The organism is Thauera sp. 2A1 (assembly GCF_009469595.2).
Lineage (GTDB): Bacteria > Pseudomonadota > Gammaproteobacteria > Burkholderiales > Rhodocyclaceae > Thauera.
On sequence record NZ_SSXV01000002.1, the window covers coordinates 159,004 to 177,054 of the forward strand.

The following is an 18,051-nucleotide window of genomic DNA, read 5'->3' on the forward strand; positions in this document are numbered from 1 at the left end:
AACGCCGTTTTTTATTGCCTCTTGAGTAGTGGAGCCGCCATGAAGAAACAGAAACTCGTCCTCGTCGGCAACGGCATGGCCGGAGTGCGCACGATCGAAGAACTGCTGAAGCTCGCGCCCGACCTGTACGACGTCACCGTGTTCGGCGCCGAGCCGCACGGCAACTACAACCGCATCCTGCTGTCTCCGGTGCTCGCCGGCGAAATGAGCCTGCCCGAGATCATGCTCAACGATCTCGACTGGTACCGCGACAACGGCATCACGCTGCATGCCGGCAGGAAGGTCACGAAGATCGATCGCGTCAGGCGCAAGGTCATCGCCGAGGCCGAGGACGGCAGCGTCATCGAGGCCGAGTACGACCGCCTGCTGCTCGCCACGGGCTCCGTTCCCTTCATTCCGCCGATCCCGGGCAAGGAGCTGTCCGGTGTGCTGGGCTACCGCGACATCGCCGACACCGAGGCGATGATCGCCGCGGCGGGCCGCCACAAGCACGCGGTGGTGATCGGCGCCGGCCTGCTCGGGCTGGAGGCCGCGAATGGACTGATGTTGCGCGGCATGGACGTCACCGTGGTGCACTTGGCTGACTGGATCATGGAGCGCCAGCTCGACAAGGCTGCCGCCGACATGCTGCAGGCCTCGCTCGAGGCCCGGGGCATGAAGTTCCTGCTCGCGCGCCAGACCGAGGCGCTGGTGGCGGGCGAAGGGGAGGAGGGCGCTCGCGTCTGCGCGGTGCGCTTCAAGGACGGCATGCAGATCCCGGCCGATCTGGTGGTGGTGGCCGCCGGCATCCGCCCCAACTACGCGCTGGCCGAGTCGGCCGGCATCTACTGCGGCAGCGGCCGGGTGCGTGGCATCCACGTCTCGGACACGCTGCAGACGGTGACCGATCCGCGCATCTACGCGGTGGGCGAGTGTGTCGCGCATCGCGGCACAGTGTATGGCCTGGTGGCGCCGCTGTTCGAGCAGGGCAAGGTGTGCGCCAACCACCTCGCCAACTTCGGCATCGGCCGCTACCAGGGTTCGGTGACCTCCACCAAGTTGAAGGTGACGGGCATCGACGTGTTCTCCGCCGGCGACTTCTCCGGCGGGCCGGACACCGAGGACATTGTCCTGCACGACCGCCAGGGCGGCGTCTACAAGCGCATCGTCATCAAGCACAACCGCATCGTCGGCTCGGTGCTGTACGGCGACACCGCGGACGGCGCCTGGTACTTCCAGTTGATGAAGGACCAGCAGGACATCCACGAGATCCGCGATCACCTGATGTTCGGCCAGAACCATCTGGGCGATGCCGGCCACAAGGGCGAGAACAAGGCCGCGGCGATGCCCGACACCGCCGAGGTGTGCGGCTGCAACGGCGTGTGCAAGGGCACCATCGTCAAGGCGATCAAGGAGAAGGGCCTGTTCTCGCTGGACGAGGTGAAGAAGCACACCAAGGCGGCGTCCTCCTGCGGCTCCTGCACCGGCCTCGTCGAGCAGATCCTCGCCTCCACCGTCGGCGGTGCCTACCAGGCGGTCAGCGCGCACGACAAGCCGGTGTGCGCCTGCACCGACCTGTCGCACGGCGACGTGCGCAAGGCGATCCGCCAGCACAAGCTGCTGACGATTCCCGACGCCATGGCCTTCATGGAGTGGAAGACGCCCAATGGCTGCGCCACCTGCCGCCCGGCGCTGAACTACTACCTGATCTCGACCTGGCCGCACGAGGCGCAGGACGATCCGCAGAGCCGCTTCATCAACGAGCGTTCGCACGCCAACATCCAGAAGGATGGCACCTATTCGGTGGTGCCGCGCATGCTCGGCGGCATCACCACGCCGGACGAGCTGCGCCGCATCGCCGACGTCGCCGACAAGTACGCGATTCCGACGGTGAAGGTCACCGGCGGCCAGCGCATCGACCTGCTCGGCGTCAAGCGCGAGGACCTTCCCAAGGTGTGGAAGGACCTCGGCATGGCCTCCGGCCACGCCTACGGCAAGAGCATCCGCACGGTGAAGACCTGCGTCGGCTCGGAGCACTGCCGATTCGGCACGCAGCGCTCGATGGCGATGGGCGTCGACCTCGAGAAGATGCTGTTCGGCATGTGGAGCCCGCACAAGGTCAAGCTCGCCGTGTCCGGCTGCCCGCGCAACTGCGCCGAATCGGGCATCAAGGACGTCGGCGTGATCGGCGTCGATTCCGGCTGGGAGCTTTACGTCGCCGGCAACGGCGGCATCAAGACCGAAGTCGCGCAGTTCCTGTGCAAGGTCTCGACCAGCGAGGAGGTCAGGGAGTACTCCGCCGCCTTCCTGCAGCTCTACCGCGAGGAGGGCTTCTACCTCGAGCGCACCGTGCACTACGTGCATCGGGTTGGCCTCGAGCACGTCAAGAAGCGCGTGGTCGAAGACGCGGAAAACCGCAAGGCGCTGTATGGCCGCCTGCTGTTCGCGGTGCAGGACTACAAGGACCCGTGGGCGGAACGTTGCGCCGACGATGCCGCCGCGCCCCTGCGCCGCCAGTTCGAAACCCTGGAAGCCTGAGAATGATGATGACCGAACTCGACAAGCTGACGGCGGCGGTGGATGCCGCCGACTGGAAGACGATCTGCGCACTGCAGGACATTCCGGTGCTGGGCGCGCGCGTGGTGCATTCGGTGCACGGCGACATCGCCGTGTTCCGCAATGCCGAGGACGAGGTGTTCGCGCTGCAGGACCGTTGCGCGCACAAGGCCGGGCCGCTGTCGCAGGGCATCGTCCATGGCCGTCAGGTCACCTGCCCGCTGCACGGCTGGAAGTTCGAACTCGCCAGCGGCGAGGCGGTGGCGCCCGACATCGGCTGCACGCGCGCCTTCGACGTCACCGTGGCCGATGGCCAGGTACGGCTGAAGGTCTGAGCGCCAAAAAAGCTTTCCCCCATCCCCTACAGGAGCTTTCCCCATGGACAAGAAATCCTTCCTTCAGGCCGGCCATACGCCCACGCTGCTTGCCGCCTTCCTGTATTTCGACCTCGCCTTCATGGTGTGGGTGCTGCTTGGCCCGCTCGCGGTGGGCATCGCCACCGATCTCGGCCTGTCGCATGCGCAGAAGGGCCTCATGGTCGCCACGCCGGTGCTGGCCGGTGCGCTGCTGCGCCTGGTGATGGGCGTGTTGGTCGATCGCCTGTCGCCGAAGAAGGCGGCCATCATCGGCCAGGTGATCGTCATCGCCGCGCTCGCCTACGCCTGGCTGGCGGGCGTGCATTCCTACTCCGAGGTGCTGGTGCTGGGCGTTTTCCTCGGTGTCGCCGGCGCGTCCTTCGCTGCGGCACTGCCGCTGGCGTCGCGCTGGTATCCGCCCGAGCACCAGGGCACGGCGATGGGCATCGCCGGCGCAGGCAACTCGGGCACGGCCTTCGCCGCCCTGTTTGCGCCCGGCCTCGCCATGAGCTTCGGCTGGACGAACGTGTTCGGCCTCGCCCTGATCCCGCTGGTGATCGTCTTCATTGCCTTCTGCTTCATGGCCAAGGATGCGCCGGATGCGCCGCCGGCGAAGACCGTCGGCGAGTACCTGAAGGTGCTGAAGGACAAGGACGCCTGGTGGTTCATGTTCTTCTACGCGGTGACCTTCGGCGGCTTCGTCGGTCTGGCGTCCTCGCTGGTGATCTACTTCAATACGCAGTACGGGCTGGATCCGAAGACGGCGGGCTTCTTCACCGCCGGCTGCGTGTTCGCCGGTTCGCTGGTGCGGCCGATCGGCGGCAATGTGGCCGACCGCGTCGGTGGCGTGAAGTCGCTGACCCTGATGTACGTCCTTGCCGCGGTGTTCCTGGCGATCGTCAGCTTCGGCCTGCCCGAGGCATGGATGGCGCTGGTCGTCTTCGTCGGCGCCATGCTGGCGCTCGGCATGGGCAACGGCGCGGTGTTCCAGCTCGTGCCGCAGCGCTTCAGGAAGGAGATCGGCGTCATGACGGGGCTGGTGGGCATGGCCGGCGGTGTCGGCGGCTTCTACCTCGCGTCCTCTCTCGGCTACTCCAGGCAACTGACCGGCAGCTACCAGGCGGGCTTCCTGATCTTCGCCGCGCTGGCGCTGACCGCGCTGATCGGCCTGACCGCCGTGAAGACGCGCTGGCGTACCACCTGGGGCGCCGCGCACCTGACCGCGGCGAAGATCTGACGCGTCGGCGACGGCGGGCGCGAGAGGAAAGGCCGTGGGTACGATGATCGAGATCCCCGCTTCGACACCGCTGGCGGCGCCTGCGGGTGGCTCGCCGCGCACGGCCGCCTCGCTGCAGGTCAGTCTCGGCCATGCCAGTCAGCAGGGTCCGCGGCCGCGCAACGAGGACTTCGTCGGCGCGGCCACCCCCGAGGGGGCGGAACTCGCGGCCAAAGGCATGCTGCTGGCGGTGGCCGACGGCGTCGGCGGACATGCCCACGGCCGCGAGGCCGCCGAGCAGACGGTGCGCAGCCTGCTCGCCGACTATTTCTCGACGCCGCACACCTGGGGCGTCGAGAAATCCATCGATACCGTGCTCGGCGCCGTCAACCGCTGGCTGCTCGGCCAGTCGGCGAAAGCGCGCGAGTACGCCGGGATGGCGACCACGCTCACCGCGCTGGTGCTGCGCGGGCGGCGCTACTACGTTGCCCACGTCGGCGATTCGCGCGCCTACCGCTGGCGCGACGGCGAGCTGCTGCGCCTGACCGAGGATCACACCTGGGAGCACCCGGAGCTGAACAATGTGCTGCGCCGCGCGATCGGACTCGAGGCGCGGCTGCTGGTCGATTACGACGACGCCGAGCTGGTGGCGGGCGATCGCTTCGTACTCGCCACTGACGGTGTGTGGAATGCGCTCGGCGACGGAGGCATCGCCGACGTGCTCGCGGCTCACGCCGATGCGCTGGCGGCCGCCGAGGCACTGGCGCTCGAGGCGCTGCGGCGCGGCGCCAGCGACAACAGCACCGCCCTGGTGGCCAACGTCGACGCGCTGCCGGCGGACAATCTGCGCGACCGCCTCGCCGACGGCCGGCGCCTGCCGCTGCCGCCGCGGCTGAAGGCGGGCGAGGTCATCGACGGCCTGCGCGTCGAGGAGCTGCTGCACGAATCGCGCGTCACGCTGCTGTACCGCGTCACCCGCCTCGCCACCCGGGAGGCGCTGGTGCTGAAGACCCTGCTGCCGGACGCGGGTGACGACGAGGCGGTGAGCGCCTTGTTGCGCGAGGAATGGCTCGCGCGACGGGTACCGGGGCGGGGCTTCCCGCAAGTGTTCGACCACCCGCAGCGTGCGCACCTGTACTACCTGATGAGCTGGCACGAGGGCGAGACGCTGAAGGCCAGCCTCGCGCGCGGCCATCGTTACGCGCCGCACGAGCTGGTGGTGATCGGCCGCGCGCTGCTGAAGTACGTCGGCACGCTGCACCGCCTGGGCATCGTCCATCGCGACGTGAAGCCCGACAACGTACATATCGACCGCAGCGGCCAGTTGCGCCTGCTCGACCTCGGCGTGGCGGCGTCCGACGCCGAGGATCTGGCCGAGATCAACAACCCGGGCACGCCCTCCTACATGGCGCCAGAGCTGTTCGCCGGGGGCGCCGCCAGCGAGTCGTCCGACCTCTACGCCTGCGGCGTCACGCTGTACGAGCTGCTGACGCGCAAGTACCCCTATGGCGAGGTCGAGCCCTTCCAGCGGCCGAACTTCGGCGAACCGGTGCCGCCCACGCGCTACCGCCCGGACACGCCGGAATGGCTGGAGAGCGTGCTGCTGAAGGCCTGCGCGCGCGACCCGAAGGACCGCTTCGAGACTGCGCAGGAGTTCCTGCTCGCGCTCGAGCGCGGCGCCGACCGCCCGCTCGCCACCCGCCGCCGCATGCCGCTGGTCGAGCGCAACCCGCGCCTGGCGCTGAAGATCGTCGCCGGTGCCTCGCTGCTGCTCAATGTCGTCCTGATCTACCTGCTGAGCCGCCACTAGAAAGAGCCCAAGCCATGATCCCGATCGCGCAAGACAAGATGGAAACGAAGGCGACCTGTCCCTATTGCGGCGTCGGCTGCGGCGTGCTGATCGAGCACGACGCCGAGCGCATCAGCGGCGTGCGCGGCGATCCCGACCATCCGGCCAATTTCGGCCGTCTGTGCACCAAGGGGGCGACGCTGCACCTCACCGCCCGCCCGGAGACGCGCCTGCTCCACCCGGAACTGCGCACGGTGCGCGGCGAAGCGCGCCAGCGCGTTGGGTGGGACGAGGCGATCGGCGTCGCCGCGCAGCGCTTCGCCGACGTGATCAACACGCACGGCCCGGACGCGGTGGCGTTTTACATCTCCGGCCAGTTGCTGACCGAGGACTACTACGTCTTCAACAAGGCGATGAAGGGCCTGATCGGCAGCAACAACGTCGACACCAACTCGCGCCTGTGCATGTCGAGCGCCGTTGCCGCCTACAAGCAGACCCTGGGCGCGGACGCGCCGCCCTGCGCCTACGAGGATTTCGCCCACGCCGACTGCATCCTGATCGCCGGTGCCAACCCGGCCTATGCGCACCCGGTGGCCTTCCGCCGCATCGAGGATGCGAAGAAGGCGCGGCCAGCGATGAAGATCATCGTCATCGATCCGCGCCGCACCGACACCGCGTCCAGTGCCGACCTGCACCTGGCGATCCTGCCCGGCACCGACATCTGGCTGTACAACGCGATGCTGCATGTGCTGCTGTGGGAAGGCATGGTCGATCACGCCTACATCGCCGCGCACACCGAGGGCTTCGACGCACTGCGCGACCATGTGCGCGACGTGACGCCGGCGGTGGCGGCCCAGGTGTGCGGTGTGAAGGCGGAGGACATCGTCACCGCCGCGCGCTGGTGGGGAGGCTCGCCGGCGGCGATGTCGCTGTGGTGCCAGGGGCTGAACCAGTCGGCGCACGGCACGCACAACGGCGCCGCGCTGATCGCGCTGTCTCTCGCCACCGGCAAGATCGGCAGGCCGGGCTGTGGCCCGTTCTCGCTCACGGGACAGCCGAATGCGATGGGTGGGCGCGAGGTCGGCGGCCTGTCCAACCTGATGTCGGCGCACCGCGACATGGCCAACCCCGCGCATCGCGCGGAAGTCGCCCGGCTGTGGGGTGTTGACAGCGTGCCCGACACGCCCGGCCTGACTGCGGTCGAGCTGTTCCGCGCGGCGAGCGAGGGCAAGGTGAAGGCGCTGTGGATCGCCTGCACCAACCCGGCGCAGTCGCTACCTGAGCTGGAGCTGGTGCGCGAGGCGCTGCAGCACTGCGACTTCGTCGTGCTGCAGGAGGCCTATCGCAGCACCGAGACGGCGCCTTTCGCCGACCTGATGCTGCCGGCCGCGACCTGGGGCGAGAAGGAGGGCACGGTGACCAACTCCGAGCGCCGCATCACCCATGTGCGCCGCGCGCTGCCGCCGCCGGGCGAGGCGCGGCCGGACTGGCGCATCGTGTGCGACTTCGCGCAGGCGCTCGGGCCGCTGATCGGCAAGCCGCAGGCCGCCACGATGTTCGGCTACGACGGGGTGGAGGCGATCTTCGCCGAGCACGTCGCGAGCACCGCCGGGCGCGATCTGGACATCACCGGCCTCGACTATGCGCTGCTCGATGCCGCGGGGCCGCAGCAGTGGCCTTTTCCCGCCGGCACGGCCGTCGCCGACGCGGCCGCTCGCACGCGCCTTTACGCCGACGGCCGCTTCCCGACCGCCGATGGCCGGGCGCGCTTCGTCGTGCCGGTGCAGTCGACCACGGTGGAGAAGGTCGATGCGCGTTATCCGATCCACCTCAACACCGGCCGGCTGCGCGACCAGTGGCACGGCATGAGCCGCACCGGCAAGGTGGCGCGGCTGTACAGCCATGTGGACGAGGCGCGCATCGAACTCAACGCCGACGACATGGCGGTGCGCGGCGTGAAGGCAGGCGAGCTGGTGAAGGTGAAGAGCCGCCGCGGCGAGATCGTGCTGCGCGCGGTCGCGTCGAGCGAGGTGCGCAAGGGGCAGGCCTTCGTGGCGATGCACTGGGGACGCAACGTGCTTAACTCGGCCGGCATCAATGTGCTGATGGCGGGTGATTTCGATCCGTATTCGAAGCAGCCGGAACTCAAGCATGCGGCGATCCGCATCGACAGGGTCGAGCTGCCGCACCAGATGCTGTTGATGCGCGCGGAGGACAGCGAGCGCGCGGCGACCGAGCACGCCGAGCGACTGGTGCCGTGGCTGGAACGCTTCGCCTACGCCTCGCTGGCGCTGGCCGGGCGCGACAACGCCGCGGTGGTGATGCGCATCGCGCACGACCAGCCGATTCCCGCGGCCTGGCTGGCCGAGCTCGATGCGCTGATTGGCCTCGATACCGACGATGCCTTGTCCTACAGCGACGCCCGGCGCGGCATCAGCAAGCGGGCGTTGATTGCCGGCGACCGCCTGGTGGGCTTGCGCCTGGCGGGCGAGACGGTGGCTGGCGCCTGGCTGCGCGATGTGATGGTGGACCAGCAATCGACGGCGGAGCTGCGCCGCTGGCTGCTGGCGCCGCTGTCCGCACCGCCGGCGGCGGCGAAGGGCAGGGGGCGCGTGATCTGCAATTGCCTGAACGTGTCCGAGACCGACATCGCGGCGGCGATCGCCGGCGGCGACGATTTCGATGCGCTGCAGGAGAAGCTGAAGTGCGGAACGTCGTGTGGCTCGTGCGTGCCGGAGATCAGGCGGATGGTGGCGGCGGGGAGGAGTGCGGCCTGAGGGATGGTCTGGCGCGGCTTAGCACCGTGTTGATGGATCTACTGTGCTGCCAATCCGGTCATGGCCGCGCCGGGCATTTGCTCCGAGGGCTGCGGAACTCGCCCTTCGGGCTCGGACAGTCCTCGCCCTCTCCACAAATGCCCGACACGCCCATGACCTCGTGCATTGCTGCCTCGAGGAGTGTGTTTTGCCGAGCGGTACGACATGCGCACGTGAGATCGGTCCTCTGAACCTCACTGGGACTACCCACAAAGGCAGGCCGGAGACGCGCCGGGTGTTTGCGGAGCAGGCGAGGACTGTCTGAGCACCGAGCGCAGCGAGGGCGAGTTCCGCAGCCTGCGGAGCAAATTCCCGGTGCGGCTCTGGCCGGGGAGTCAGCAACGGACAAACCGGCCAAGAAGTGGCGTAGCGGCGTCGGCCAATGCCCGGGATGCTACCGCCCCGAGCAATGCCCCCCGCTCGCCGCCTGCCCGCTGCCGAACGCGATCGGCGGGGGTTCGACGCGGCTGCCCTTGCTGCTGGCGGTGTCCAGCGCGATCAGCGCCACCACCAGCACCCAGAACAGGTTGGAGATCAGGCTGAAGAATCGTCTTCCGTTCATGTCCGGATCTCCATCAGGCGCTCACGCGCTGGCGCAGGCGCACGCCTACCATCGAGCCGACGAAGGCCAGCGCGAACCAAACCCAGCCGTGCATGCTTGCCGAGGCGATGCCGCCGAGGAAGGCGCCCACGTTGCAGCCGAAGGCCATGCGCGCGCTGTAGCCCATCACCAGGCCGGCCAGCGCACCCGCGATCAGGCGCTTCGCCGTCGGCGCACGGAAATCCGCCGGGCCGTTCCAGCGCGAGGCGGCCAGTGCGCCGTAGATCAGGCCGAAGTTGGTCACCGAGGTCACGTCGAACAGCACCGGCTCGGCCAGCCGCAGCGCATGCGGGTCGGCGCCCCAGAACGGATCGCCGGCCGGGTTCCAGCCCACGGCGGAGACAAGTTTCGCCCCCCACAGGCCGATGCCGTAGACGATGCCCCACGGCTGGCCGGCCACCACCAGGTGGGCGGTGTACAAGGCCGCCAGCAGCAACGCGCCGATCCACCAGCGCCGCGACCAGCCGGTGCCGCCTGTGATGTTCGACGTCTGCCCGCCGGCCGCGCGATGACGCTGCGCGCCGCGCGCCGCCAGCCACGACACCAGGCCGCAACCGACCACGGTGATGCCCAGCGCCACCGGCCAGCCGTAGCGCAGCAGATCCACCGGCGGCAGGCCGCCGAGCGCGATCCAGGCCGGCTGGTGCGAGGCGCCGAGGAAGCTGCCGAAAGCGAAGGTGGGCAGCACGGCGAAAGAGATCGGCGCACCGCCGCCTGCCTTGTACAGCGTGCCAGAGCCGCAGCCGTCAGCGAGTTGCATCGCTGCGCCGAACAGGAAAGCGCCCAGCACCAGGCTGATCGTCAGCGGTGCGACTGCGCCGACGAGCTCGCCCGGATGGCTGGCGAGCAGAGGCAGCGTGAACGCGGCGGCGAGCACCAGGAGCAGCATCTGCGCCCACAGGCCTTGCGGATCGCGGCGTTCGATGTAGTCGCGCCAGCCGGTGGTGAAGCCGAAGCGTGCGCCCTGCAGCACCGCGCCGAAGCCGATGCCCAGCAGGGCGAGCAGGCCCTGGCGCAGGCCTGCCGCCAGAGTGACGGCGAAAATGCCGCCCAGGCCTCCTGCGACCAGCAGGAGGCGCATCAGGAAACGCATCTGAAACCCCGCTTGCTTACTTCGCCAGCGAACGCTTGGCGTCCTGCAGCAGGGCGGTGATGCGCGACGGCTGGTTGTCCATCGGCAGGTCGGTCTTGCTCCACTCCACCACCGATTCCGGATACAGCTTCACGTTCTTGTTGCCTGCGATCTCGGACAGCACGAACCAGTTGGTCGCGGCCCAGTGGCCGGTGTTGCAGAAGGACACCGTCGGCGTGCTGTCGACACCGGCCTGCTGCACCAGGCTGCGCAGCTCGGCTTCGGGCTTGAGGGTCACGTCGCCCTTGGTGAAGAAGCCGGCGTTGTCCAGGGCGCGTGCGCCGGGCAGGGTGCCGTAGCGGGCGGATGCGTCGGCGCGCTGCTCGCCCTTGAAGAAGCTGGCCGGCCGCGCGTCGAGCAGCACCGGCGCCTTGCCCGCCTGCAGCGCGGCGGCGATCTCGTCCTTGGTGGCGATCATCGACTTGTCGTAGCGGAAGCTGAACTGGCTCGGCGTCACGTTCGGCGCGGTCGTCTCGAGGGCGCCGCCCGCGGCCTTCCACGCCGCGGTGCCGCCGTCGGCGATCGACAGGCGGCTGACACCGCCGGCCTTGAGCGTCCAATAGACGCGGGCGGCGGCGCCGAAATCGGTATGGTCACTGCCGGCATGCACGACGACGACGCGGCTGCCGGCGTCGATGCCGGCCTTGCGCAGGACGTCGGTGAGTTTCGCCTCGGATTGCAGCGCGCCCGGGTTGTCCTGCGGGCCGCGGTACTGCGCATAGGGTGTGCTGATGGCACCGGGGATGTGGCCGGCGGCGTAGTCCTTCTCGGCGCGGATGTCGAGGATGCGGACGTCGGGCTGGCCGACCAGGTTCTTCAGGTCCTGCGCCTTGATCAGGGGCGTTGCTGCGGCGGTGACCGCTGCGGCAGGCGTGTTGGCGAGGGCGGCCGACGGAACGGCAGCGACGAGGCTGCCGGCGACGATGGCAGCGGCGATGGCGACTTTTTTCAGCATGGTCTTCTCTGCAAGCGGGGACCCGGACTGTCGGGCAGGGTCGCCACTTTAATCGCCAGTCTTAGATTCAAGAAGTGGCATCCAATGATTTGCTTATGAATTGCAGTCATTTATCGCGAGCTGGCAGCCGCATGCCGCCGGCTCGCACCGATCATCGAGCTTTCGAGCGAGCCCTCACTTGAGGATGAAGCCGCGGTTGCGCAGTGCTTCCACCAGGCGGTCGCGGCCGGAGAGCGTTTCCGGCCCGGCGATGCGCTTGGCCGAATGCACCGCCCAGGTGCCATGCACGTTCATCTTCTGCGCCTCGTAGAACTGTGCCATTGCACGGTTATAGGCCTCGATGCCCACATCCTGTCGCTCCAGCGGCGTGTAACGCTCGTGGTGCAGCACCACGGACTGCGGCGGTCGTGGCTTGATCGAGGACGGGCGTGCCGGGTCGGGCGTGCCGACGCACATGCCGAACACTGCCACCACCTTCGGCGGCAGGTCGAGCAGGGCGGCGACGTCTTCCGGCCGGTTGCGCATGCCGCCGATGTACACCGTGCCCAGGCCGAGCGATTCGGCCGCGGCCACTGCGTTCTGCGCCGCGAGCGCCGCATCGATCACACCGACGATGAACATCTCGAGGTAGTCGAGCGCGGCCGAGGGCCGCTCGGCCTGGTGCGCGATGTGCTCCAGGCGCGCGAGGTCGGCGAGCCAGACGAGTTGCAGCGGGGCGTCGCGCACATGGGCCTGGTTGCCGGCGAGTTCGGCCAGCCTGGCGCGGGTGGCGGCGTCGCGCACTGCGATCACGCTCCAGGCCTGCAGGTTGGAGGAACTGGAGGCCGACTGCGCGGCGGCGATGATGGCGGTGAGCTGATCGTCGGTGACCGGGTCGGACAGGAAGGCGCGGTCCGAACTGTGCGCGAGCAGGTGCTCGATGATCGGCGACCAGGCGCCCGGCGCAGGCAGGCTGTCGTCGCCATAACGTTCGCGGAGGAGTTGCTGGGCGTGGGACATGGAAGCTCCATCGACATACAGGATTTGCAGGGGGTGAAGCATAACCGTCCCGGCCCCCGCGGCGCACACCGGGGCCGGGAATCCTCGCCTTCGAATTACTGGTGCATTGGGTTGGCATCGCGGCTACAATGCCGGCCGTGGCGGGTCTCCCCGCATTGCAGCGCGGTGAACCTGGTCAGGGCCGGAAGGCAGCAGCCACAGCCGTTCCCTGCAAGTGCCGGGGGTCGGGCTCGCCACCCCGATCACAGACGAAGGGCGCTCGAGGTGGGCGCCCTTCGTCTTTCCTGTTTCCGCGAGTGCGCTATTCCGGGCGCCGATAGCCGCCCGACACGCCGCTCGGCGACAGCACGATCTGCCACAACTGATTGCTGCGCGCGCGAAAGGTGCCCGCGCAGGCGAGCAGGTAATAGCGCCACATGCGGTAGAAGCGTTGGCCATGGCGTTCGGCGAATTGCGGCCAGGCGGCTTCGAAGCGTGCATGCCAGGCCATCAGCGTGCGGTCGTAGTCAGCGCCGAAGTTGTGTACGTCCTCGACGATGAAGCCGTCTTCCGCGGCGTCGGCGATCTGGCCGAGCGCGGGCAGGTCGCCGTTGGGGAAGATGTAGCGGTCTATCCACGGGTCGGTGGGCGTGCGGCGCACGTTCTTGCCGATGGTGTGCAGCAGGAACAGGCCCTCCTCCTTCAGGCTGCGCCTGGCCATCTCGAAGAAGGCGACGTGGTTCTTGGCGCCGACATGCTCGAACATGCCGACCGAGGCGATGCGGTCGAAGCGTTCGCTGCCGCCGCGATTGAACTGGCGGTAATCCTGCAGCCGGAAGCTCACCGGCAGGCCGCTGCAGCGCGCCTGGCCGAACTCGGCCTGCTCGCGCGAGATGGTGAGGCCGACGCATTCGACGCCGTAATGTTCCGCGGCGTATCGCATCAGGCTGCCCCAGCCGCAGCCGATGTCGAGCAGGCGCATGCCGGGCTCCAGGCCCAGCTTGCGGCAGACCAGGTCAAGTTTGGCGCGCTGGGCGTCGGCCAGGTTGTCAGCCCGGGCCCAGTAACCGCAGGTATAGGCCATGCTGGAGTCGAGCATGGCCTCGAAGAAGTCGTTGCCGAGGTCGTAATGCACCTCGCCGACCTGCCAGGTGCGGCGCAGGTTCTGCAGGTTGAACAGGCGCGCACGCAGTCCATGCACCATCAGCGCGGCGGTGCCGACTTTCTCATCGAGCCTGGCCATCAGCACGCGGGCGATGAATTGGTCGACCCGGTCGCAATCCCACCAGCCTTCCATGTAGCTCTCGCCCAGGCCCAGACTGCCGCGTGCGAGGATGCGCTCGGCCGCCTGCGGGTGATGCATGCGCATGTCCCACGGGCGGTCGCCGCCGACCTCGATGCCGGCCTCGGCCAGCAGGGCGGTGATCGCGTCGACGGCCGCGTCTCGAAGGCCCAGGCGCCGCCGCAACCGGCTGCGGGGAGCGCGATGAGGCTGCGGCGCGCGATCATCGGTGCGGTGGTGGATGGTGTTGCGCGCACTTTCCATATCGGATTCCTTGCGACTCGGGGCGCCTCAAGCGATGAAGCGGGTGCCCCGCCTCAAAGGCTCTGGGCGTAGTCGGCGCACACAGCGCAGAGCAAATCCACGACTTGCGCGAGGAACTGGTCGAAAGCGATGCCGTTCATGTCAAGTCCTCCTTCAACGGTGGCCGGCGTTCCGGCTTTTGTAGGATAGTCAGCGAACTCCGGGGTGCCCAATCGGTTGAGGGCATGGGGCGGATTGCGTGCCTGTATCGGAGGCATGGGCGCGCTGCGATCACCTCGAGGATGTGCGGAGCCCTCTGCTAGAATCGGCCGCCATGAGCTATCAGGTCCTTGCGCGCAAATGGCGTCCGAAGTCCTTCGGCACGCTGGTCGGTCAGGAGCACGTCGTGCGCGCGCTCACGCACGCGCTCGCCACCGGACGCTTGCACCACGCCTGGCTGTTCACCGGCACGCGCGGCGTCGGCAAGACCACCATCAGCCGCATTCTGGCCAAGGCGCTCAACTGCGAGACCGGGATCACACCGGAGCCGTGTGGCCAGTGCGAAGCGTGTCGCGCCATCGATGCCGACCGCTTCCCTGACTACGTCGAGATGGACGCTGCCTCCAACCGCGGCGTGGAAGACATGGCGGCGCTGCTCGACAAGGCCGTGTATGCGCCTGTGCAGGGGCGCTACAAGGTGTACATGATCGACGAAGTGCACATGCTCACCGGGCATGCCTTCAACGCCATGCTGAAGACGCTCGAGGAGCCGCCCGAGCATGTCAAGTTCATCCTCGCCACCACCGATCCGCAGAAGATTCCCGTCACGGTGCTGTCGCGCTGCCTGCAGTTCAACCTCAAGCAGATGCCGCAGGGGCATATCGTCGACCACCTGACCCGTATCCTGCAGGCGGAGGAGGTGCCCTTCGAGCCGGGTGCGCTGCGCCATCTGGCCAAGGCCGCGGCCGGCTCCATGCGCGATGCGCTGTCGCTCCTCGATCAGGCGATCGCGCACGGCGCGGGCAAGGTCGAGGAGGAGCAGGTCACGCACATGCTGGGCACGGTGGGCGACGATCATCTCCATGCGGTCCTTGACGCGCTTGCGACCGGCGACCTGCCGGCGATGCTGGCAGCGGCGGACGGCATGGAGGCGCGCAGCTTGTCCTTCGACGCAGCGCTGCAGACCCTGGCGACACTGCTGCATCGCATCGCCCTGGTGCAGTTTGCACCTGCCGCGATCGGCGATGAGGTCGAGCGGGCACGCCTCCAGCAACACGCCGGGCAGTTCGACGCTGAATACCTGCAACTGGCGTATCAGATCGCCATCCATGGCCGTGACGAACTGGCGCTTGCGCCGGACGACTACACCGGCTTCACCATGACCTTGCTGCGCCTGCATGCGTTCCGGCCGGAGCAGCCGCCGGCCCTGGGCAGTGCGGGCCTGGCGGATCACGGTGGCGGCGGCCGTGCGACGAGACTGCCCGCCGGCGCCGCGTCATCGGCTGGCGCGGCTGAAAACGCACCGTCGCGCCGCGATCCTGCCGCGCCGGCGGCGCAACGCGAGCCAGCGCCGGTGCGGCCAGCGCCAGTGGCTCCGCAGCCCGTCCGGGCGGCACCGCCTTCCGCGGTGGCGGACGCTGTGAAAATCCCGGAACCCGTTGTGCCCGCCGTTACTGCCGCTCCCCCTGCGGGCCCCGTAGCAGCGCCGGCGCGCGACATTCCGCCGTGGGAGGATCTGCCGCCCGAAGCCTTCGCCGCCAGTGCGCAAGACACCGGCACGCAGGGCCCGCCGCCGTGGCACGAGGACGACATGCCGGCGGCCCCTGCGGCGCAGCTTGCGACTGTGGCGCCATCGCCGGCCGCAGCAAGCACTGTCACGGCCGAGGCTGAAACGCCGGTGCCCTCGCGCGAAGATGCGGCCGTCTCGACCGCAGGCACCGAAGGGGGCCGGGATGCGTCGGCGTACGGCGACGTCGCCGCGCTGATGGCAGCGGCCGACTGGCGCGGCGTGATCCGTGCGCTCGGGCTGGGCGGCATGATCCGCGAACTGGCGCAGCATTGCGAATGGCTGGGCTTCGACGAAGGCGGCGTGAGGCTGCGCCTGTCGCACACTCATCGCCATCTGCTGGACATGAATCGCAACGCGGTCGAGCGCATTCAGGAACAACTCGGCGCCGCGCTCGGCCGCCCGCTGAAGATCGTCGTTGCGCTCGGCGAAATCGCCGGCGAGACGCCGGCCCAGCGCGATGAGGCAGAGCGCCGGGGGCGGCACGCCGAGGCCGTCGCCGCGCTCGAGAGCGATCCCTTCGTGCGCGAACTCATCGAGCGTTTCGACGCCACGCTGGTCGAAGCGTCGGTACGACCCATCTGACCGCCGCGCCGGTGCGCGGCGCCGACCCCTACCCATCCACCAATCCATCCAAACTCCGAGGAGCGTCACCATGATGAAAGGCGGCCTTGCCGGGCTGATGAAGCAGGCCCAGCAGATGCAGGAAAACATGAAGAAGATGCAGGACCAGCTCGCGACCGTCGAGGTCGAGGGCCAGTCCGGCGCGGGCATGGTCAAGGTGCTGATGACCTGCAAGTACGACGTGCGCCGGGTGTCCATCGACGAGTCGGTCATGGACGACAAGGAAATGCTCGAGGATCTGGTCGCTGCCGCGGTCAACGACGCAGTCCGCAAGGTCGAGTCGACGACCCAGGAGAAGATGTCCGGCTTCACCGCGGGCCTGAACCTGCCACCCGGCATGAAGCTGCCGTTCTGAGCCTGTCGCCAGCATGACGCCATCGAGCCTCGACGAACTCATCGAGGCGCTGCGCTGCCTGCCGGGCGTGGGGCCGAAGTCGGCGCAGCGCATGGCCTATCATCTGCTGCAGCGTGACCAGCGCGGCGCGGGCCGCCTCGCCCGCGCCCTGTCGCATGCGCTCGAGGTGCTGCGTCACTGCGAGCGCTGCAATACCTTCACCGAAAGCGAGATCTGTGAGCGCTGCGCCAATCCCCGGCGCGATGCCTCGCTGCTGTGCATCGTCGAGATGCCGGCCGATCTTGCGATGATCGAGCAGACCCAGTCCTACAACGGGCTCTACTACGTGCTGATGGGGCGACTGTCGCCGCTCGACGGTGTCGGCCCGCGCGAGTTGAAGCTCGACAAGCTCATCGCGCGGGCGAGCGATCCCGCTGTCGCCGAGGTCATCCTCGCCACCAACTTCACCAACGAAGGCGAGGCCACCGCGCACACCATCGCCACGCTGCTGTCGGCCCGAGGCGTCAAGGTCAGCCGCCTGTCTCGCGGCGTGCCGGTAGGGGGGGAACTGGAGCACACGGACACCGGCACGATCGCCCAGGCGCTGGTCGAGCGCAGATCCCTCTGATCGATGCTGTGCTGCAGCATACCTGATCCATCCCGGGGCTTGCGCAACTGCGAATAATTCGCGCAAAGCCTTGTCCCGTATGGAACTGCGGCTCGCGCGCTTTCTCTGCTGCAGCGAATCGGATATACTCTTCCAGTTTTTTGTATCCGGGTCTTTCGTTTTCCTTTTTGGGAAGAGGGTCATGAGCGTTGATCAAGAAGTGGACAGCGGCCGCCGCACTCTGTTGCTGGCGACGTCGGCTGCGGGCGGCGTTGCCGCCGTGGCGACGGCGGTTCCGTTCGTCGCCAGCCTGACGCCATCGGAGCGTGCCAAGGCAGCCGGCGCGCCGGTCGAGGCGGATATCGGGAAGCTCGCGCCGGGCGAGATGATGACTGTGGAATGGCGCGGCAAGCCGGTCTGGATCCTGCGTCGCACGCCCGAGATGCTGGCCTCGCTGGACAAGACCGAGGACAAGGTCAGCGATCCGGCTTCGAACAAGCCGATGCAGCCCGAGTACGCGAAGAACAAGTACCGCTCGATCAAACCCGAGTATCTGGTGGCGGTGGGCATCTGCACCCACCTCGGCTGTTCGCCTTCGGACAAGTTCAAGGTCGGTGCCGAAAGCGGCATGGGGGCGGACTGGCCTGGTGGCTTCCTGTGCCCGTGCCATGGCTCTCAGTTCGACCTCGCCGGCCGCGTCTACAAGAGCATGCCGGCGCCGGACAACCTTGAGATTCCCCCGCACAAATATCTCGCGGACTCCACCATCCTCGTCGGTGACGACGGAAAGGCATAAG

Annotated in this window: 14 protein-coding genes and 1 other RNA gene; 10 read left to right on the forward strand and 5 right to left on the reverse strand. The window is 68.3% G+C overall.

Translation table 11 applies throughout. The features are described 5' to 3' along the window. Window positions 1-39 precede the first annotated feature (39 nt). Genes nirB through GH664_RS02840 form a run of 5 tightly spaced genes read left to right on the forward strand, consistent with a single transcriptional unit; the run spans window position 40 to window position 8,673 of the window. A complete protein-coding gene (gene nirB / locus GH664_RS02820; protein WP_153166630.1) occupies window positions 40-2,517 on the forward strand; it encodes a nitrite reductase large subunit NirB in 2,478 nt (825 codons plus the stop codon). A gap of 2 nt (window positions 2,518-2,519) precedes the next feature. Next, entirely contained in the window at window positions 2,520-2,870 is a 351-nt protein-coding gene (gene nirD, locus GH664_RS02825) for a nitrite reductase small subunit NirD (protein WP_228111352.1), read from the forward strand. Window positions 2,871-2,913: 43 nt separating this feature from the next. Then, on the forward strand, window positions 2,914-4,128 hold the full coding sequence (locus GH664_RS02830) for a NarK/NasA family nitrate transporter (protein ID WP_153166631.1): 1,215 nt from the start codon (window positions 2,914-2,916) through the stop codon (window positions 4,126-4,128). 43 nt (window positions 4,129-4,171) lie between these two features. After that, window positions 4,172-5,917 (forward strand): bifunctional protein-serine/threonine kinase/phosphatase, encoded by a 1,746-nt coding sequence (locus GH664_RS02835; RefSeq protein ID WP_153166764.1) that lies wholly within the window; start codon window positions 4,172-4,174, stop codon window positions 5,915-5,917. Between the two features lie 38 nt (window positions 5,918-5,955). Continuing rightward, on the forward strand, window positions 5,956-8,673 hold the full coding sequence (locus GH664_RS02840) for a nitrate reductase (protein WP_153166765.1): 2,718 nt from the start codon (window positions 5,956-5,958) through the stop codon (window positions 8,671-8,673). A gap of 433 nt (window positions 8,674-9,106) precedes the next feature. Here the strand turns inward: GH664_RS02840 and GH664_RS02845 are convergent, their stop codons facing one another. The 4 genes from GH664_RS02845 to GH664_RS02860 all read right to left on the reverse strand — a co-directional run bounded on the left by GH664_RS02845 (window position 9,107) and on the right by GH664_RS02860 (window position 12,399). Further along, window positions 9,107-9,274, reverse strand: coding sequence for a hypothetical protein (locus GH664_RS02845; protein WP_194270308.1), 168 nt, complete (start codon window positions 9,272-9,274; stop codon window positions 9,107-9,109). A gap of 13 nt (window positions 9,275-9,287) precedes the next feature. Next, window positions 9,288-10,406: a YeeE/YedE family protein gene (locus GH664_RS02850; protein ID WP_153166632.1), complete on the reverse strand. Its 1,119-nt coding sequence runs from the start codon at window positions 10,404-10,406 to the stop codon at window positions 9,288-9,290. Between the two features lie 16 nt (window positions 10,407-10,422). Then, the gene (locus GH664_RS02855) at window positions 10,423-11,400 is read right to left on the reverse strand and encodes a sulfurtransferase (RefSeq protein WP_153166633.1); all 978 of its coding nucleotides are present in this window, start codon (window positions 11,398-11,400) and stop codon (window positions 10,423-10,425) included. A 174-nt stretch (window positions 11,401-11,574) separates the two neighbouring features. Next, window positions 11,575-12,399 (reverse strand): nitroreductase family protein, encoded by an 825-nt coding sequence (locus GH664_RS02860; RefSeq protein WP_153166634.1) that lies wholly within the window; start codon window positions 12,397-12,399, stop codon window positions 11,575-11,577. Window positions 12,400-12,538: 139 nt separating this feature from the next. On the opposite strand from GH664_RS02860, the gene ffs reads away from it, so the two are divergent. Next, window positions 12,539-12,637, forward strand: an RNA gene (ffs, locus tag GH664_RS02865) — signal recognition particle sRNA small type. Window positions 12,638-12,700: 63 nt separating this feature from the next. On the opposite strand, the gene cfa is transcribed toward ffs, so the two are convergent. Beyond that, a complete protein-coding gene (gene cfa, locus GH664_RS02870) occupies window positions 12,701-13,924 on the reverse strand; it encodes a cyclopropane fatty acyl phospholipid synthase (RefSeq protein ID WP_153166635.1) in 1,224 nt (407 codons plus the stop codon). 313 nt (window positions 13,925-14,237) lie between these two features. Between cfa and dnaX the strand changes: the two genes are divergently transcribed. The 4 genes from dnaX (at window position 14,238) to petA (ending at window position 18,050) form a co-directional block, all read left to right on the forward strand. Continuing rightward, window positions 14,238-16,274, forward strand: a complete 2,037-nt coding sequence (dnaX, locus tag GH664_RS02875) for a DNA polymerase III subunit gamma/tau (protein WP_153166636.1) — start codon at window positions 14,238-14,240, stop codon at window positions 16,272-16,274. A 70-nt stretch (window positions 16,275-16,344) separates the two neighbouring features. Continuing rightward, a complete protein-coding gene (locus GH664_RS02880; protein WP_153166637.1) occupies window positions 16,345-16,668 on the forward strand; it encodes a YbaB/EbfC family nucleoid-associated protein in 324 nt (107 codons plus the stop codon). A 13-nt stretch (window positions 16,669-16,681) separates the two neighbouring features. Beyond that, complete coding sequence (gene recR / locus GH664_RS02885; protein WP_153166638.1) at window positions 16,682-17,275, forward strand: recombination mediator RecR; 594 nt, start codon at window positions 16,682-16,684, stop codon at window positions 17,273-17,275. A 181-nt stretch (window positions 17,276-17,456) separates the two neighbouring features. Beyond that, on the forward strand, window positions 17,457-18,050 hold the full coding sequence (gene petA, locus GH664_RS02890) for a ubiquinol-cytochrome c reductase iron-sulfur subunit (RefSeq protein ID WP_153166639.1): 594 nt from the start codon (window positions 17,457-17,459) through the stop codon (window positions 18,048-18,050). The last annotated feature ends 1 nt before the right edge of the window (window position 18,051 follow it).